Here is an 18,418-nt window from a genome sequence, read left to right on the forward strand (position 1 = left end):
TCCGTCTGCTTTTTCTACCATTATAGCACAATTTCCACGAACGTGGAAATCTCTTGTTTTTCACCCTGAAATCCAACTTTATGGACATACGGGAAACCCTCTTCTTTTTTGTTACGATGTCTATACCTTGCAAGGTCATTCTGAACGCAGGAGGACATGATGAATTTATTTCAAACACTAAAAGAACAACTTACCACCCATCAGGTGGCGGAATACTACGGGCTCACGATTGGACGCAATCGTATGGCCTGTTGTCCCTTCCACCCTGATAAAACCCCGTCTATGAAGCTTAACGACAGCTATTATTACTGCTTCGGCTGTAGTGCCCACGGAGATGTGGTGGATTTGGTGGCTGGCCTACTAGGGCTTAAGCCTTATGATGCCGCCAAACAGTTGGCCAGCGACTTCGGTATCTTGGAGGATAGCACCCTGATGCCAGCAGTATCTAAGCCAACCCCAAAGAAAAGTATGCGGATGATGGAGCAATTGTGTACCACCTATTTGACCCACTACCTATTGCTCTTGCGAGACTGGGAGCAGACATATTTGCCCAAGACGGCAGAAGATGGACTGGATTGGCGCTTTGCCATCGCCTGTCATGACCGCTCTTACGTAGAGCACCTACTAGACTGCATGGACGATGACCCAACCCAGATGACCCAGTGGATGTTGGACGAGGGGATTGTCAACAAGTTGCAGAAAAAGATTGACCCATATTTGAGAGAGGAGGGATACCATGCACGACACTCTACCACCACGTTGGCTCGATGATAAGAAGATTTTGGAGTCCCTCTTCTGTGAAGATTTTTTGACTGCTTACCCCATGATTGCCATCAACGGCACACTGTTCACCGTAGAAGGCAGAGTCTCTGACGAGATGTGGGTGCGTCGAGAGATTTATCGGTGGCTCCGACCAGTGATGCCATCGGGGCTGGCGAAACGCAGTCAGACCCTACTGGATGCCATCCGTTTGGACTGCTATCAGCCCAACTTACCCCTACAACGTGACCGCATCCATGTGGCAAACGGCACCCTCTTTCTGGACGGCACCTTCGCTGAGACCAAGGAATTTTGTCGCAACCGCCTCCCTGTCGGCTACAACAGGGAGGCTCCCAACCCAGAGCGGTGGCTTCTATTTCTGGCGGAACTGCTCCACCCAGAGGACATCCCCACCCTCCAAGAGTTTATGGGTTACTGCCTGATTCCCTCCACCAAGGGGCAGAAAATGCTCCTCATCACGGGCAAAGGTGGCGAGGGTAAAAGCCGCATCGGGCTGGTGCTTCGCTCGCTACTGGGGGACAACATGAACACGGGCAGTCTGTCCAAAGTGGAGACAAGCCCCTTCGCCCGAGCCGACTTGGAGCACCAGCTTCTCATGGTGGACGACGACATGAAGCTGGAAGCCCTCCCCCAGACTCACTACTTGAAATCCATCATTACCGCAGAACTACCCATGGATTTGGAACGCAAGGGAAAACAGAGCTATCAAGGGCAGTTATACGTCCGCTTTTTGGGGTTGGGTAACGGCAATCTCCAGTCCCTTTACGACAGAAGCGTGGGCTTTTTCCGTCGGCAGATTCTGCTCACCACCAAGGACAGAGACCCCGAACGAAAAGACGACCCCTATCTGGGGGAGAAATTGCAGTCTGAGGTGGAGGGCATCCTTCTCTGGTGTCTCACGGGCTTACATCGTCTAATTGCCCAGAATTATCAGTTCACCATCAGCCAGAGGGCGCAGGAAAATCTCGAGGTCTCCATGGCCGATGGATGCAACGTGGCCGACTTTATGACCTCCGAGGGCTACATCAAACTGGACTGGACAGGAGAAGCCAGCTCCCGTGACCTGTACCGTGCGTACACAAACTGGTGCGAGGACAACGCCATGAAACCACTATCCCAACGGAGCTTCTCCAATCATTTGAATGAAAATACCGCCAAATATGGGCTAGATTACAACAATAACATCTATATCGGTGGAAAGCGCAGAGTCAGGGGGTATCACGGTGTCCAGATTATCGATGAATTTTTATGATGTGTACGTACGTACGGATGCCACAGGATTGGAGGATGATTTCACATGAATGCACAATACGCAATTCTGCGATTTGCTAAATATAAGGGTCCCGAGATTGGGCATATCGAAGCCCACAATGAGCGCACCAAGGAGAACTATGCCAGCAATCCCGACATTATCAGTGAGAAACGTAAGGATAACTTTCATCTGATTACCCCAACCTGTGGCTACCGAGCAGGGGCAGAGGGACAGATTGCCGCCGCTGGATGCCGCACTCGAAAGGACAGCGTACGGCTGGTAGAAACCCTCGTCACTGCCAGCCCTGAATTCTTTCAGGGGAAGAAACTCTCTGAGGTACGTGCCTTTTTCCAAGAGGCGGTGGACTTCCTCGCTGACCACCAGAGCAAAGAAACGATGCTTTCCGCCGTGGTACACATGGACGAGACAACACCCCATATGCACCTCACCTTTGTGCCTTTGACGGCAGACGGACGATTAAGCGCCAAGGAGATTTTGGGCAACAAGAAGAAGCTGACAGAGTGGCAAGATAAATTTTGGAGCCACATGGTCAAGAAATTCCCCGACCTAGAGCGTGGCGAGAGTGCCAGCATCACAGGGCGCAGTCATATTCCACCAAGAGTATTCAAGGAGGCAGTCCACCTCAACCGCCAAAAGGCCATGCTCACCGACTTACTAGAGGGAATCACCCCCTTCAATGCCAAGAAGCGATGCGTTGAAATTCAGGCTATCTTAGATAGCTATCTCCCCAACGTGGCCAAGATGAAAACGCAGATAAAGAAATATCAGGGGTATACCACCAGCTTCAGCAGGAAAATGAGGCACTTTCCCAAAAGGTAGAGGACAGTAAGGAGAGCGTGCTGGCACGGCTGAAGAACATGGAACGAATGAAGGAGTTGGAGGAGTTAGAAAAGGCCGTGGAGGGGATTCCAGAGGAAGTATTACGGATGTATCAGCAACAAGGACAAGGAGGGTCAACCATTGAACACAGATATGAATCAAACCTATGAGCACATCGACCTATGCGCCTGCTACGAACCCATCATTGATGTTCCCTCCTACCTTCTTGAGCAATGGCAGGATTCCGACGGAAAGGCTTCCCCTTTCGCTTGTACTGTGGCAAAAGAAATCGGTGGTACCGTGTATCAAATAGAGACAGAGTGTGGTGGTGGGGAACACTTGTCCCACAAGCTGAAGCGGCTTATTTTCTCTGATAGTGAGGTGAGTTGCAGATGACAAATATGACAACCTATGATACAATATCGCCATGCACAACAAAATCATCCGCTGACCAACATACAAAGGAGGTTGCTATGTTAGGTCAGCAAAAAATCACCATTCTCTATTGTCGCCTGAGTAATGAAGACTTGGGGGAAGGAGAATCTAACTCCATTCAAAACCAGAAAATTCTTTTGACCAGTTATGCGAAGAAACAGGGCTATACCAATCTAAAAATCTTGGTAGATGACGGCTATACGGGGACGAATTTCAATCGTCCTGCCGTGCAGGAAGGGCTTGACTTGGTGAAGCAAGGACTTGTGAGCACTTGGATTGTCAAGGATATGAGTCGGTTTGGACGAGATTACCTCACCGTAGGGCAGTATACCGAGCTAGTTTTCCCCAGTCAGGATGTCCGTTTTATCGCCGTCAACGATGGCGTAGACAGCATCTGTGGAGACAGCGATGGCTTTGCCGCTATCCGCAATTTGTTCAACGAGTGGTATCCCAGAGACACCAGTAAAAAAGTACGAGCTGTCTTTCAGCAAAAGGGTGCCAGTGGCAAGCACTTGGGCAGACCGCCCTACGGCTATCAGATTGACCCTTTAGACAAGGAACACTGGATTTTGGACGAAGAGGCCGCCCCCGTAGTCAAGCGAATTTTTGACCTATCCATCGCTGGAAAAGGTCCCTGTTCCATTGCACGGATACTAGAACAGGACAAAGTGCTTACCGCCAAATCCCTCTATGCCCAGCGCAAGGGTAGACCGCTTCCCGAACGCCCCTACCATTGGATAGACCAGTCCATTGTAGGTATCTTGGAGCGAATGGACTATACTGGTTGTACCTGCAACTTTAAGTCCTATTCTAAATCATACAAGCTAAAAAAGCGTATCCCCACCCAAAAGGAAGAAATGGCTATCTTTCCAAACACGCAAGAGGCCATTGTGGACAAGGCGCAGTGGGATAGGGTGCAGGAGCTAAGACAGCACAAGCGTCGTATGACCAAGGGCGACCGTCAGGGATTATTTTCTGGGCTACTGCGATGTGCCGACTGTGATGGAAACTTGCATTTTGCCACTAGCGCAAGCTATGGATACAAGCAAGACCACTATGTCTGTGGGCAGTACAAAAGCGGTCGAGGCACCTGCTCTGCCCACTACATCCGTGAGGAAGTTTTAAGAGCACTGGTACTAGACCGTATTCGAGCCGTCAACACATACATCCGTCAAAACGTGGAGGGTTTCGAGGATGAGTGGATGCAGAGCTGTCGAGACCAGAGGGCGAAGAGCCAGCAGGAGCATAAGCGACAAATCGCCCAGACCAAGAAACGTCTGGACGATATAGAAACCTTGCTGACTCGGTGCTATGAGGATATGGTTCTGGGAACCCTCAGTCGGGAGCGCTATCTAAAATTATCCGAAGGCTATGAAGTGGAGCAGGAGCAGTTGCAACTAGAGCTAGATGTGACTGAGGAATGGGTGGAACAGCAGGAGTCGCTAGAGCAAGATTTAAGGCAGTTTATAACCTTAGTGGATAAGTATATAGCTGTACCCGAACTGACACAGACCATTGTCAATGAGTACATCCACAAAATTCTGATCTATGCCCCCGAAAAGGCTGGGCGAATTCGGACACAACGGGTAAAGATTATCTTTAATTTTGTAGACGAGCTAGATATTCCTATGGTCAATCAAATTATCACCCACGAACAGCCCATCGGAACCAACGGAAAGAAGAAAAAGACGGCATGACCCTTCGGGGTCATACCGTCTCATAGGAACAGTTCCTTATGCCTATTAACCCTTGATATTACAGGGTTTTTGGGGTTATTTTTTTGCCTAGAGTACTGAAAGCGTACTATTATTTTAAAAGCTCTAACCGTTCCGCTACCTCCCCATGCTTGTTAGGGTAGAGGTGGGAATAGGTCTGGAGGGTGGTTTCTATGTTCTCATGCCCCAGCCTTTCAGAGATTAGGAGCGGAGAGAATCCAAGTTCAATCAGCAGGGAGGCGTGACTATGCGAATACAGTATAATTAAGACAAATCGGAAAAGCCTTGATATATAAAGGGTTTTGAGGGTTTGTCTTATTCTTTTTCCAACAAATATTAAGACAAAAATGAGTAATATGACTTACTCAAAAAATAGCTAATGTTTCATTAGCACTAAAAAATAATATCAAAATAGCTATTTTGGAGGTAAATCGCTATACACGAACTAGACTTAAAAAATTCAATTACGGAGGTACATTACTTATGATTACAATTCAAAAGGCACTTACAGATTTAAAAGCTGTGAGTTATGATTTTAAGAAAATTGCGAAGCAAACAGGTTTTGAAGAATATGGAGATATGAGCCACCTTGAGGTGGATTACGATAATGCTGAACAAGTATTTTATGCTCATGAATTAAATAGCATCATAGACAAAATTGACGATATGGTTCATCGCATTAACTATCTAAATAGACCTGTTTGTCAAACCACTACCCTTCATAAAAATAGCAATGGCAGATTTGAAACCGTAAGCGGTCACGAATACACTTGTGGCAGTGGCATTGAATGCTTGATAGATGATGATGGAGAACAGGAATGGGTGTGGGCAAGCGTTGAATATAGTGATAGATACTACATCACTTGCTATGGCAATCCTCCACTGAAAAGTGGTATGACAGTAAGGATAAGGGGGTAATTGCTATGAAAACAATCGCTATTGTAAATCAAAAAGGTGGTGTCGGTAAAACTGTTACTTCGGTAAATCTTGCAATAGGACTTGCAAGACAAGGCAAAAAAGTTCTTGGAATAGACCTTGACCCACAAGGATCATTTACTGTGAGTTTAGGCTTTACAGAACAAGATAAAATCCCTATTACTATTTCATCGTTACTTGAAAAAGTAATTGAAGATGAAGAAATAGACACTTTCGAGGGGATTTTACATCACGAAGAAAACATTGACTTTATCCCTGCTAATATAGAACTATCAGGACTTGAAGTTACCCTTATAAATACAATGAGTCGAGAAAGTGTTCTCAAAGAATATTTAAAATTAGTAACAGATAAATATGATTATTGCATACTGGACTGCTCCCCATCGCTCGGTATGGTAACAATCAATGCCCTTGCGTGTGCTGACAAACTAATTATTCCAGTGCAGCCACAATTCCTATCGGTAAAAGGCATGGAGCAACTTTTTAAGACCATCGGTAAAGTACGCAGACAGATTAACCCTAAACTTGAAATCGGTGGTATTCTAATCACTATGGCTGATATGCGTACCAACTATACAAAAGACATCATCAGTCTATTGCAAACCACCTATAAGGACAAGTTGCATATCTTTGAAAGCATTGTGCCATTGTCTGTTAGAGCATCTGAAATCAGTGCGGAGGGTAAAAGCATTTATGCTCACGCACCTACTGGCAAAGTAGCTGTTGCCTACGAAAACATGGTATCGGAGGTGCTTTATGGATAACAAAGAATTGCAAATTATATGTAGCAGAGTAAAAAATCTTTCAAAGCGATTATCAATGTCACTTACTCCACTTGGATACAACTATGTTATTTTTAATAATCCACAGCATCTTTTTGAAAATATTAGTAAATATGAGGAATATGCAGATAGAGATGTTGCAAACATTTTAGATGGTATTGTCAGAAATGCTGATGGAAAGCTAGAGCCACAGTGTGGTTATTCTATTACTGAAATACTTTCTGATATTTATGATACTCCTAAATGGGCAAGTGAAATCAAAGGCAAATGGAAAAAAGGTATGCTCATTATGCCTTATGAAGTTGGTGATATTATTGAGTATTATAAAAACGATAAAGATGGTGACGAACATAGGTATATATCCAACATTGTATTGATAGATGGAAAGTATCAAATTTTCGGTGATGAAGATATAGACCTTGATAGCATAGGCATAGCAATAAGAAGAAATGAAGATGTAGATTATGAAATAGAGCAACTGGTATATAACGAAAAATGGAAAAAGTTCGTTGAAAAGAAAAATCCATATATTCCACTGATTGAACGCTTAGAAATTATGCTTGGTAGAGCTGATGAGTTAAGTGACTACTTTGAATCCGAACACGAGGAGGTGTCACGATGAAATCAAGTGCTAGTAAAATCAAAATGACATCTTATGATGAACTTTTTGGCGAAGATACAGCACCACAAATAACCGAAGATAGCATTGTAAATCTTCCTATTTCTTCTCTATTTGAGTTTGATAATGGAATGGCTATACTTAACTAGACAGAAAAGATAAGGTCATGTAAAATAAAACTAATATAAAATAAGGAGATGATTACATGACTAAAAAACGACAACGAAGAGAATTTACAGAAGAATTTAAACAGCAGATGGTTCAATTATATAACAACGGAAAATCGAAAGCAGATATCAATCGTGAATACGATTTAACACCATCGGCACTGAATCGCTGGATACAGCGTTACAATGCTACTGGTTCTACAAAAGAAGCTGATAATCGCACACCAGAAGAAGCTGAACTCATCAAACTTCGTAAAGAGCTACAACAGCTACGAATGGAAAATGACATACTAAAGCAAGCGGCGCTGATATTCGGACGAAAGTAATTGTAATTCGAGCAAATCGACACAAATACTCTATATCAGCCATGTGTAAATGCCTTGAAATCAGCAGGAGTACCTACTATTACGAGGCTTCGTCCAAGAAAGATGATACGGAATTAGAACAAGAAATTGAACGGATTTTTTATGAAAATAAAGAAGTCTACGGAAGTCGTAAAATGAAAAAAGAGCTGAAGAAGTTGGGCAAACAGGTTTCTAGACGCAGAATTTGCCGCATTATGAAACGTTTAGGGCTAATTTCGGTCTATACCGTTGCCAAGTTCAAACCACAAAAGCAACAATGCAATGAGTCGCCAGTAAAAAACGAACTAGCTCGTCAATTTGATAACCAGCCTCCCAATGCAGTAATTGTTGGGGATTTGACGTATGTTCGAGTGAACTATAAATGGAACTATGTTTGTATCTTAATTGATTTATTCAACCGAGAAATCGTTGGATTTAGTGCAGGACTTCACAAAAATGCTCAGTTGGTATATGATGCTTTTGCAACAATCAAAGGGAATTTATCTGAAATCGAGTTGTTCCATACGGATCGAGGCAGCGAGTTTAAAAACTATCTCATTGATGAAATGTTAGATGTGTTTCAGATCAAACGATCCCTCAGCATGAAGGGCTGCCCCTATGATAATGCAGTTGCAGAAGCCAATTTCAAGGTATTCAAAACAGAATTTGTTCGAGGACGAAATTTCGTCAGTTTGGAGCAATTGAAGTTAGAACTTGCAGACTATGTGCATTGGTTCAATAACATACGTTTGCATGGCTCTTTGGATTATAGAACACCAGCCGAATATCGGGTACTGACCTTATAAAAATTGTCCAAAAAAGTGTTGACATTCCAACAGGGCAAATGACGTGAGGGAAGCCACAAAGGCTCTAGGGGGCATTGCGGAGCGTACAGGCTGTGCAATCGTACTTATCGGGCATATGAACAAGGGTTCGGGCGTTAAGGCTGCTTATCGAGGTATAGGCTCTGTGGACTTCTTTGCGGTGGCTAGGAGCGTATTGCTGATAGGTAAAATGCCAAAAGATGACACAAAGCGTGTTGTCTGCCAAATCAAAAGCAACCTAGCATTAAAAGGCGAAAGTTTAAGTTTTTCACTGACCGAAGATGGGTTCAAATGGACAGGGTTTTGTGATGTGACAGAGGACGAACTTCTGACTGGAATAAAAGCTGATACAAAATCGAATAAAGCTTGTGTATTTGTGACAGACATTTTAGAAGAATATGGGAAATACCCTGCTAAAGAAATTTTTGAAAAAGGCATTGCTTTGGGCATATCAAAACGCACGATTGAAAATGCAAAACAAGAGCTTGGTATAAAATCATTCAAAGAAGGTAATCAGTGGTTCTGGAAGCAATAAATTCAAGAACGCAACAACGCAAAGGTAACTAGAAAAAGCCAAATGATACGGTATTGAAAAATATCATTTATCGCTTAAATGAATGTCTTAAAATATGCGATAAACCTTGTGTTTTCTAGGGATAATCAAGGCTATGTCAAAAGATTTGAATTGCAAATTCAAGACCGAAAAATTCAAAAACTATTGACACTTTTGCGTTGTTGCGTTCTTCATTTTTGCCACCGCAGGTAATATGTTTTTCTTTTACTGCTTATGTCAAAACCTAGAAATTGCATAAGCAATAAAAAGAAAAAACGTGGAGTTTACAAAGGTGTAAACTCCTAATTTTTATGTCTTAGCAAGCATAGGGAAATGTGCCCCCACTTTTGTGGTTTTCATTGCCCGCTTGTTAGTGGGAAAAGTTCCCCCTAATACCCCTTGCGTTATCACTGTGATTAGAAGAATTGACAACAATATAAAAGAGAAACAATATTAAATGATTTGGCAAATGTTGTTTCTCTTTTTCAATTATAATATCAATCATCGAGGTCTGAAATTACAAAATCATCAATTCTATTCATGACTTCCTCGTATGTAGGCTTGCGACCCAATTCGCTTTCAACGAGATTGGCAATATTCATAACAGTTTGGGGATTGGCTTTCATGTTTTCTCGCATTTTTTGATTTGCTATCTCGTCCTCGGACATAGCCAGATGTTCATCATCAACTACAGGTTGTTTACGGGGAAGTATGCGTGCAAAAATAGCCCCTTTGAAAATGCTCAATAGTACCAATACAATCAAAATAATGCATATAATATCTTCTGTAAGCCACGGTATGGCTAGGATGATTGTATCAAGCTTGTAGGCTAAAAATACTGATAACGCACCTGTTCCAACAAGGGCGATTAAATAGTTTTTTGTGAGGCTTAACACAATGCCAAATAAGGACGCAATTAGGTACACGCCAGAAGCCATCACTAAACCACCAGTTATGGAGTCAAAATCAAATGTACCGTGGCTTACATCATAATATTGTAAATAAGAAAATACGCCGATAAACAGTATGATTTTTAATATTTTTGTATCTTTCATTTTTCTAACCTCATTTATTCTTCACCAAATTCAACGTAACGAATCAGATTGTCAATGGCTTTGTTGTGTCGCTTTGCCATCTCTTGGAGTTTTTCCATGTATAGACGTTCTTCTTCGTCCACTGGCTTGTAATCATCGTCATCATCATCGTCCTCTATATTATCCTGCATTTCTGGGGTTCTTTCCAAAAAAATTGATGTGTTCGTTCCAAATGGATGATTGCATCAATGAAACCTATCAAGTGGAAGTATCGTTCGTTGGCTGTTAAAAACAAATCCCCCGTTTCGTAGTAATGAGCCAACCTATACTTGCGTTCCATGAATTTTTTGAAATGTGGGTCAGAAGCCAACAGCACCTTGACACCTGCATAGCAATCTTCATAACTACAATGTGCAAGCTCACGCAAATCTTCGTACCGTTCTCTGTTCATTTTACATCACATCTAGCATAATAATTTACTTTATATTCATTATAACACATTATGGGTTAGTTATGCAACTATACAAGTTGAATAAGTGGTGTTTTTGGTTGTACATACCTTGTCAAGGAACACATATAATTATACTAGAGGTGATTATATGAAGATTCCTTACGAAAATGAATACAAGCAATTAGGTCTAAATATTGCATATTACAGAAAAAAACAAGGTTTAACCCAAGAAAATCTTGCTGAAATGATAGATGTGAGCAGAACGCATATGTCACGAATTGAAACAAGCTATAAGTCCACTGTTTCGTTAGATGTAGTGTTTGCAATCGCTAAGGCACTCGACATAGATGTGATAAAGCTGTTTGAAAAAAGATAACACCTTATGTTGCATTTATTTGAAATTTTGTGTATAATAAGTATGATAAACTTAGTGCAATAATGGGGTGAGAAAATGAATATTATAGAATTTATCAGAGGAAATAGAGAGTATTTCGAAGATTTAACAACACGAGCTACTTATCATTCAAACGGTATCGAGGGTAGTACACTTTCTATGGCTGAAACTTACGCTATTATTTTCAATCAAAAAAATGTTAAGGTTACAGCAGAACCAAGAGAGCTATACGAAGCGATAAATCACAAGTATGCGTTAGACTATATGTTCAATCGTATGAGTGACAGTCTAACTGAAAACGATATTATTAGTCTAGCGAAGATTATTAATAAAAATATAAATGAAATTGACGGATATAGAAAAACACAAGTTTTTATAAGAGGTGCTGAACATATTCCGCCTGCAGCGAGCAACCTAAAGCAACAAATGATGTATTTTGTCTATAACTATAATAATACATCTTACCAAGACATATTTGAAAAGATAGCTACAAATCATATTGCATATGAGCGTATACACCCATTTTCAGACGGAAATGGAAGAACAGGTAGGCTTATTATGTGGTATGAGTTGTTGAAAAACGACTTTGCACCTGCGATTATTACAAAAGACAATAAATTAGAGTATATAAATTATATTGCTAATAGCGACGTTACAGGTCTTGCTAATATGCTTAGAGAATTGTCTGAAAACGAAGTTGAAAGAATAAAGATTTTTGACGTAAAATAAACTATCAAGGGAGTGTATTTATATACATTCTCTTTTTATTGCTGAGTACACTTTGAGTACAATAAAAGCGATAAAAGAAAAAACATACTCAAAAATCGTGAAATATAAGCAATTTTAGCACCAAAAACACCTCAAAAACTACGGATAAAACATCTGTAATCCGAGTGGGAGTAATACTCACTGGTGTTTAATGTATAATAAAACTGTAACAAAGTGCAACCAGAAAGTGTAACACCCCTCTAAATCCGTTATCCTTGAGTTTGACAAGAACCAAGGAGGAAGAAAGGAATGCTATCAATGGACGATATTAAGTATATCAAAAGATTGTATGAAAAGGAAGATGTTTCAATCAGAGAAATCATGAGACGAACTGGTTATCACTATGAAACAATCAAAAAATATTTGGAATTAGAAGATTTTAATGAGCCATTATATCCACCACTCATTAGACCCTCATTATTAGATCCGCTTAAGCCTATTATTGATGAATGGCTAACAGCTGATTTGACAGCACCTAGAAAACAACGACACACAGCAAAACGTATCTTTGAGCGATTACAAGAAGAATATCCTGAACAATTAGAAGTAAAGTTGCGAACAGTACAGGCTTATGTTTCAGAAAAGAAGAAAGAATTATTTCATGCACAGGAAAATAAAGCGAAGCTCCCTTTATATCATCCACCAGGGGAAGCACAAGTAGACTTCGGTCACTTCTCTTATTTTAATAATGCTGGTGAAATGATAGATGCTCTAAAACTAACCGTTTCGTTTCCATATAGCAACAAAGCTTACTGTCAAATCTTTGGAGGCGAAAATCAACAATGTTTACTACAAGGTATGAAAAATATATTTGAATATATTGGTAAAATACCTTATCGCATGGTATTTGATAATCTTTCGACTGCTGTTGCACATGTAGGAAAAGGACATGAACGTACTCTTACAGAAGGATTTAAGCGTTTCTGTGAACATTATAAATTCGAAGCTGCATTTTGTAATAGTGCGGCAGGATGGGAAAAAGGTAATGTAGAAAATAAAGTTGGTTACGAACGTAGAAATATGTTTGTTCCAATCCCTACTATACTAGATTTCAGTGAATTTAATCGAGAGCTATTGAAACGTTGTGATAAGGATGGTAATCGAGAGCATTATGTAAAGGAACTATCTATAAACGACTTATTTCAAGAGGAACTGGTGGAAATGTTACCACTAAATTCCATTCCATATGAAGTATTTATATTAGAAACAAGAATCACTGATAATTGGGCAAAATGTTCTTTTGATGGAAATCGTTATTCTACATCTCCACAATACAATAAACAGACCATTTATCTAAAAGTAACCAGTGATACTGTAATTGTAATGAATGAAAAGTACGATGTAATCGTAGAACATCCTCGTCTCTATGGTAAGGGACGTGAGTCTATGAAATGGCTTCCATACTTAAATCTAATGAGTCGAAAGCCAATGGCGATGAAATACACCAGTTTTTATGAAGAACTGCCAGATAATTGGCAAAAATTCTTACGTAATCAAGATACTGATGGTAAACGCAAAGGCTTAGCAGCATTACATACTATGCTGCTGAAACACGACCTGCATACTGCATCTGCTGCATTAACTTATGCATTAGATAACGGAGTACATGATGCTGATAGTATTTTATCAGCATATCGAACGATTACATCACCGATGCAGCAACTGCAACCAATGCAAGTGCAACAGCTGCATAAGGATATACAAGATGTTCCGAGCTTTCCAGTTAACAATCATAAATATGATGACCTCTTTACAAAGGGGTAGTTGCTCATGCGGGATAAAATATATGAATGTTGCAAAGAGTTGAGATTAAGTGCAACATTTGCAGACAATGCAGTTACACTTTCAGGGGACACACATCAAGAGTATTTAGTGAAAGTATTACAGGCAGAGCAAGAATATCGAAATAATAAAAGAAAAGAATTACATTTAAAACAAGCAGGGTTTGACGGGTTAAAGACCTTTGAGAATTATGATTTTGAAAAAATCGTTATCCCTAGTGCATTGAATACGGAAAATCTTAAAACAGCTGCATTTTTGGAACAAAAACAAAACCTGATATTGTACGGAAGAAATGGTGCAGGCAAGAGTCATATGGCAACAGCCATAGGAGTAGAAGCCTGTATACAAGGTAAAAAAGTAAAGTTTTACAAGACAGCAACACTTGTAAATGAGTTATTGGATGCAAAAGCAGATGGATCCTTAACTAGAATGCTTAAGAGATTAAGTAAAATAGATTTATTAATATGCGATGAATGGGGATATCTCCCCTTCGGAGCTGAAGGTTCGCAATTATTGTTTCAAGTAATTGCAGATTGCTATGAGAAAAGAAGTTTAATCATTACAACGAATATCGAGTTCAGTAAATGGAATAGCATCTTCTATGACGAACAATTAACCGCTGCACTCATAGACCGTTTGGTCCATCACAGTCACTTAATTGTGTTCGATAGAGAGAGCTGGAGATTCGAACATTCGTTGATGAAAATATAGTAACTATTAACCCAATATAGGTGTTACACTTTTGCATTGCATTTTGTTACACTTTGGGGTTGCAAAATACACTCACTGGTTTGCGTATACAAAAAATATACAGAAAACACTCTGTTTCAGGGTGTTTTCTTGCGTTTTACAACATATTATACTAAATTTATGAGAAATTATGCGATAGCATATTGCGACTGATAACAAAATGATAACATAATTTTTGTTGCCACACAATTTCAAAGCATCATAAACAATGATAACAAGCGGTTTTTTGCATAAATCACTGAGTACAACTTGAGTGCAGTGGCTACAAATTGGCTACAAAATATTATGATAACAGGTTGCTTCCTTGGCGAGATTCGTGTAGATTGTACCTGATTTGGATCAGATTGAGTCGGGGTGGTTTGTGCAGCTATTGATAGAAATATATCGTTACTCCATTCGACAATACTAATCTTTGCCTTTTCGTAAAACGTTATAATGTAGGCGAATAATATGGTTATGACTTACTATATTTTCTATGGAAGGAAATCTGTATGATTATATGTAGGAGGTTTGTTTTCGGCGGAGGTGAGTTTCGAAGAATTACGGGTTTTTAATGGTTCGTATTGCAAAAGTAGAAATGATGTGATACAGTGGTCTATAAGTTAAGTTAGATTAACTCATATTGAAATGGGGCGGGGGATGATTATGTCGGAAAAAGCAGAGGTTGTATTGAAGAATAAAATGGTCAGAAAGATTGTTGAGGTGCTAAACTGTATTGCGAAACATGATAACGGAGCAACTTGTTCAGAAATTGTAAAAGAGACAAAACTCCCAAAATCAACAGTTTTCGATATATTACAAGCACTATATGATACAGAATGTGTTTATTATAAAGATGAAAAAATTAAAAGTTATGCCATTGGTTCAACAATTTATATTTTGGGGAGTACTTATTCTCTCAATTCTACTTTGGTTAATTTGAGCAATGAATATATTAAAGATGTGGCAGAAAAAATCAATCAACCGGTATTGCTTTCCAAGTTTGCAATGGATAGAGCTGTTTACATTAATCGATATGATGCGGAGAAATCAATTATTAAAGCACCAGATGTTGGAAAATATGATGATGATTTGAAATCTGCAGTTGGGAAAGTGTTTTTGGCATTTATTGAAGAAGATTTATGTGGTCGTTTGGATATTGATGTTCCTAAAGAGGAGCTTAGAATGATTCAAAAAAATCGTTACTTGATGACGTATGATGAGGAATATGAACATACATATACGATTGCGGTCCCGATTTTTAACTTTGAAAGTAAGATATGTGGGGTGATTAGCACCATTGGGATACACATTTTGGGGCAAAATCACTACGAAGTGTTAGAAATGATTATGACTATGGCTAAGGCAATGTCGAAAAGCCTTAGATATAAAGAAGTTTGATAAATTAATGTATATAAAAGCGATGCCTGTAAGTCTTTGGATTTATAGGCATCGCTTTTATTAGTTGAAATGATTTGGTATATAAAAATGGGGGGGCGAGGTAACAGGTTTTGGATAAAAGTATATCACATATTGAAAAAAATAAACCAAATAAAATGCAATAATTATAGAAATTCTGCTATTAATTTGTGAAAAAATAAAAAATAAATTGAAAAGAAGGAAAATATAACAAAAAAAGATTGACAATCGGTGATTAAAAAGATATAATCTCCATATAGTTCAATATATCGGACGACTTCCGAAATATCGGAATACAAATGGAGGAGTATAAAATGACGGGATTTTCGGCTTTACCTATTAAAGTGTTTCAAAAAAGAGTTGAAGTATTGGTGGATAAAATCAAAGTGGAAGGCAAAGATGGATTTTTTATATTTTCTGATGAATATAGAACTGGTTATGCTACATACATCTCTGATTTTAAACCAATCAATATGATTGAAGAGTCACCACAAGGCGTTTACATTGATGCAAAAGGAAAAGTTACTTTGTTCTTGGGTGCTATCAATGCCCAAGCTGCTAAATCGGTTTCTTGGATTGAAGACATCAGATCGATTGAAATGATTGGAGAGTTTTTTGCGGATGAAGTGAACAAAGCTGGAAAAAAATTAAATATCGGAATTTCTGGCGAAGATCTGCTTCCGACAAAATATTATAGAATCATAGAAAAAGCTTTAGCAGATAATGATTATGTAAATTGGGATGAAATATTACATGACATGAGAATGGTTAAATGTGATGAAGAAATCGAATTGCTTGCAAAAGCATGTCAAATTGGAGATGAATCCCTTAGAATTGCCATTAAAGAACTTGCAACAGATAATGAAATCACAGAAATTGGTCTTTGCGCTGTATCTGAATATACAATGAAACAAATGGGTGGAGACTTAAGTTGTGCAACAGTTCTTGCTTCTGGTGAATATACAAGAAATCCAACATGGAGACCAACCCATAAGGTGATTGAACAAGGAGAAGCGATTTTGATTGATGTAGCTCCATCTTATAATGGTTATGCTACAGATGTTGCCATTACAATTTTCAGAGGTAAGGCGACGGATGAACAACAAAAAATTATCGATACTGCTCGAGATGTGGTGATTCGAACAGTTGATGCTTTGAAACCGGGCGAAAAGGGTTCTAGAATTTATGATGTGTTTTTAGAGGAATCAATTAAGCTAGGCGTAGATCATTTATTTAAGCCATATGCGGTAGGTTTTCGTGCGGTGGGTCACAGCATTGGACTTGATTGTGTTGAACGACCCAATTTAGGACCGGAATCAGACTTTACATTGGTAAAAGGAATGACTTTGGCACTAAAATACGATTTGCATGGATTTGACTGGGGTGGACTTAGAATTGAATCTGTAATGGTTGTAAAGGAAGATAAGTGTGAATTGTTAAATAGAATTCTTTATGAAATCTAATGTTTATTATGGCTTGAAGTAGGCTGGTTGCCTGCAAGATATAAAATAAAAGGTCAATGTAAGTGAGAGGGAGGAATTTGATTATGAAGAAATTTTTGGCTATGATTTTGGTAACATCCATGATGGTTTCCTTGGCAGCATGTTCTTCAGGTAGTGGAAGCTCATCTGAAAGCGCATCTTCATCTACAGATGCAGAAACAACTATTTCTGATGAAACTTATGAACTCAGATTTGCTATTGTTTCTAGTGCAACTCATACACACAATAAATCAATTGTTGAGTGGGCAGAGGGTGTTTATGAAGATACGAATGGTAGACTTAGCATTACACTTTTAGATAGTGGTCAGTTGGGTGGAGAGCGTGACTATGTAGAAAGTTTGCAACTTGGCTCTTTGGACATGATGCAAGTTTCTGCTTCTGTAGTTGGAAACTTCTTGCCAGACTATAACATTATGTCTCTTCCATATTTATTTGAAACATATGATGATATTGAGAACATCACTTCTGGGCCTATTGGCGAAAATTTGTTTGAACAGCTTGAAGGCATTGGGATTGTTGGATTAACTTGGTTCTCTAATGGATTTAGATCTGTATATTCCAATACACCAGATGTAACAACTCCGGCAGAATTGAACGGTGTTAAAATCCGAGTTATGGAAAGTACTGTTATGATTAATTCTTTGAATGCGATGGGGGCATCTGCTGTTCCAATGTCATATTCCGAAGTATATACATCTATCCAACAAGGTGTTCTCGATGGTGCCGAAAATGCACTTGGGAATATTTTGTCTGATAAATTCTATGAAGTTTGCAAAGAGCTTACTTTGACAGAACATTTTGCGACTCCTGGTGTTGTTGCAATTAGCCAAAAATCATTTAATGCTCTTCCAGCAGATTTGCAAGAATATTTGATTGAAGCTTCTAAAGAATTAGGCGAAATTGAAATGGAAATGGACAAAGTGGATCAAGCAGCAGCTTTGGATGAATTGGTAGCATTTGGTATGAATGTAACTGAAGTAGATAAAGAAAGTTTTGTTACAGCTGGTCAATCAATTTATGCTAGCTCTTGTGCAGATGTGTCAGATGAAGTAAAGGGATTGCTCACATCTGAACTAGGAATTGAATTTTGAG

Annotated in this window: 21 protein-coding genes and 1 pseudogene; 18 read left to right on the forward strand and 4 right to left on the reverse strand. The window is 39.4% G+C overall.

Annotation, left to right across the window (positions count from 1 at the left end; all coding sequences use genetic code 11):
* Positions 1-156: 156 nt before the first annotated feature.
* The 5 genes from MJY40_RS05235 to MJY40_RS05255 all read left to right on the forward strand — a co-directional run bounded on the left by MJY40_RS05235 (position 157) and on the right by MJY40_RS05255 (position 5,004).
* Complete coding sequence (locus MJY40_RS05235) at positions 157-771, forward strand: CHC2 zinc finger domain-containing protein (protein ID WP_317853880.1); 615 nt, start codon at positions 157-159, stop codon at positions 769-771.
* Positions 737-2,032 (forward strand): DNA primase family protein, encoded by a 1,296-nt coding sequence (locus MJY40_RS05240; protein ID WP_317853881.1) that lies wholly within the window; start codon positions 737-739, stop codon positions 2,030-2,032. The genes MJY40_RS05235 and MJY40_RS05240 overlap by 35 nt, the downstream gene beginning before the upstream one ends.
* 45 nt (positions 2,033-2,077) lie before the next feature.
* Positions 2,078-2,872 carry a MobV family relaxase gene (mobV, locus tag MJY40_RS05245; RefSeq protein ID WP_317855990.1) on the forward strand — a complete coding sequence of 265 codons (795 nt, stop codon included), beginning with the start codon at positions 2,078-2,080 and terminating at the stop codon, positions 2,870-2,872.
* A 141-nt stretch (positions 2,873-3,013) separates the two neighbouring features.
* Positions 3,014-3,268, forward strand: a complete 255-nt coding sequence (locus MJY40_RS05250) for a hypothetical protein (protein ID WP_317853883.1) — start codon at positions 3,014-3,016, stop codon at positions 3,266-3,268.
* Between the two features lie 77 nt (positions 3,269-3,345).
* The gene (locus MJY40_RS05255) at positions 3,346-5,004 is read left to right on the forward strand and encodes a recombinase family protein (RefSeq protein ID WP_317853884.1); all 1,659 of its coding nucleotides are present in this window, start codon (positions 3,346-3,348) and stop codon (positions 5,002-5,004) included.
* Positions 5,005-5,113: 109 nt separating this feature from the next.
* Here the strand turns inward: MJY40_RS05255 and MJY40_RS15555 are convergent.
* Positions 5,114-5,272: pseudogene (locus MJY40_RS15555) on the reverse strand (site-specific integrase); the annotation flags it as partial.
* 233 nt (positions 5,273-5,505) lie between these two features.
* Between MJY40_RS15555 and MJY40_RS05265 the strand changes: the two are divergent.
* The 6 genes from MJY40_RS05265 (at position 5,506) to MJY40_RS05290 (ending at position 9,229) form a co-directional block, all read left to right on the forward strand.
* Positions 5,506-5,940: a DUF5348 domain-containing protein gene (locus tag MJY40_RS05265; RefSeq protein ID WP_317855991.1), complete on the forward strand. Its 435-nt coding sequence runs from the start codon at positions 5,506-5,508 to the stop codon at positions 5,938-5,940.
* Between the two features lie 5 nt (positions 5,941-5,945).
* Entirely contained in the window at positions 5,946-6,722 is a 777-nt protein-coding gene (locus MJY40_RS05270; RefSeq protein WP_317855992.1) for a ParA family protein, read from the forward strand.
* Positions 6,715-7,362 carry a hypothetical protein gene (locus tag MJY40_RS05275; RefSeq protein WP_317855993.1) on the forward strand — a complete coding sequence of 216 codons (648 nt, stop codon included), beginning with the start codon at positions 6,715-6,717 and terminating at the stop codon, positions 7,360-7,362. The genes MJY40_RS05270 and MJY40_RS05275 overlap by 8 nt, the downstream gene beginning before the upstream one ends.
* Positions 7,359-7,508, forward strand: coding sequence for a hypothetical protein (locus MJY40_RS05280; RefSeq protein WP_317855994.1), 150 nt, complete (start codon positions 7,359-7,361; stop codon positions 7,506-7,508). The genes MJY40_RS05275 and MJY40_RS05280 overlap by 4 nt, the downstream gene beginning before the upstream one ends.
* Positions 7,509-7,564: 56 nt before the next feature.
* Positions 7,565-8,676, forward strand: a protein-coding gene (locus MJY40_RS05285) for an IS3 family transposase (protein ID WP_317853734.1) whose coding sequence is annotated in 2 segments (ribosomal slippage) — positions 7,565-7,817 and positions 7,817-8,676 — 1,113 coding nt in all. Because the reading frame shifts where the segments join, the coding sequence is not laid out codon by codon here.
* Between the two features lie 163 nt (positions 8,677-8,839).
* Entirely contained in the window at positions 8,840-9,229 is a 390-nt protein-coding gene (locus MJY40_RS05290) for a hypothetical protein (RefSeq protein ID WP_317855995.1), read from the forward strand.
* Between the two features lie 515 nt (positions 9,230-9,744).
* Here MJY40_RS05290 and MJY40_RS05295 read toward each other — a convergent pair.
* The 3 genes from MJY40_RS05295 to MJY40_RS05305 are packed head-to-tail and all read right to left on the reverse strand — an operon-like array spanning position 9,745 to position 10,732.
* Positions 9,745-10,302, reverse strand: a complete 558-nt coding sequence (locus MJY40_RS05295; protein ID WP_317855996.1) for a hypothetical protein — start codon at positions 10,300-10,302, stop codon at positions 9,745-9,747.
* 14 nt (positions 10,303-10,316) lie between these two features.
* Positions 10,317-10,472, reverse strand: a complete 156-nt coding sequence (locus MJY40_RS05300) for a hypothetical protein (RefSeq protein ID WP_317855997.1) — start codon at positions 10,470-10,472, stop codon at positions 10,317-10,319.
* Positions 10,457-10,732 (reverse strand): hypothetical protein, encoded by a 276-nt coding sequence (locus MJY40_RS05305; RefSeq protein ID WP_317855998.1) that lies wholly within the window; start codon positions 10,730-10,732, stop codon positions 10,457-10,459. Before MJY40_RS05305 ends, MJY40_RS05300 begins: the two co-directional genes overlap by 16 nt.
* A gap of 148 nt (positions 10,733-10,880) precedes the next feature.
* On the opposite strand from MJY40_RS05305, the gene MJY40_RS05310 reads away from it, so the two are divergent.
* From MJY40_RS05310 to MJY40_RS05340, 7 genes are all read left to right on the forward strand, one after another.
* Complete coding sequence (locus MJY40_RS05310) at positions 10,881-11,108, forward strand: helix-turn-helix domain-containing protein (RefSeq protein WP_317855999.1); 228 nt, start codon at positions 10,881-10,883, stop codon at positions 11,106-11,108.
* Between the two features lie 75 nt (positions 11,109-11,183).
* Positions 11,184-11,855, forward strand: a complete 672-nt coding sequence (locus tag MJY40_RS05315) for a Fic family protein (protein WP_317856000.1) — start codon at positions 11,184-11,186, stop codon at positions 11,853-11,855.
* Positions 11,856-12,143: 288 nt separating this feature from the next.
* Entirely contained in the window at positions 12,144-13,658 is a 1,515-nt protein-coding gene (gene istA / locus MJY40_RS05320; RefSeq protein WP_317856001.1) for an IS21 family transposase, read from the forward strand.
* A gap of 6 nt (positions 13,659-13,664) precedes the next feature.
* Positions 13,665-14,387 (forward strand): IS21-like element helper ATPase IstB, encoded by a 723-nt coding sequence (gene istB, locus MJY40_RS05325; RefSeq protein ID WP_317856002.1) that lies wholly within the window; start codon positions 13,665-13,667, stop codon positions 14,385-14,387.
* Between the two features lie 684 nt (positions 14,388-15,071).
* Complete coding sequence (locus MJY40_RS05330) at positions 15,072-15,806, forward strand: IclR family transcriptional regulator (protein WP_317856003.1); 735 nt, start codon at positions 15,072-15,074, stop codon at positions 15,804-15,806.
* A gap of 332 nt (positions 15,807-16,138) precedes the next feature.
* Positions 16,139-17,287: a Xaa-Pro peptidase family protein gene (locus MJY40_RS05335; RefSeq protein ID WP_317856004.1), complete on the forward strand. Its 1,149-nt coding sequence runs from the start codon at positions 16,139-16,141 to the stop codon at positions 17,285-17,287.
* A gap of 83 nt (positions 17,288-17,370) precedes the next feature.
* A complete protein-coding gene (locus MJY40_RS05340; RefSeq protein WP_317856005.1) occupies positions 17,371-18,417 on the forward strand; it encodes a TRAP transporter substrate-binding protein in 1,047 nt (348 codons plus the stop codon).
* The last annotated feature ends 1 nt before the right edge of the window (position 18,418 follow it).

Origin of the sequence: Chakrabartyella piscis, assembly GCA_030067835.1 — a bacterium.
GTDB classification, from domain to species: domain Bacteria; phylum Bacillota; class Clostridia; order Lachnospirales; family Anaerotignaceae; genus Chakrabartyella; species Chakrabartyella piscis.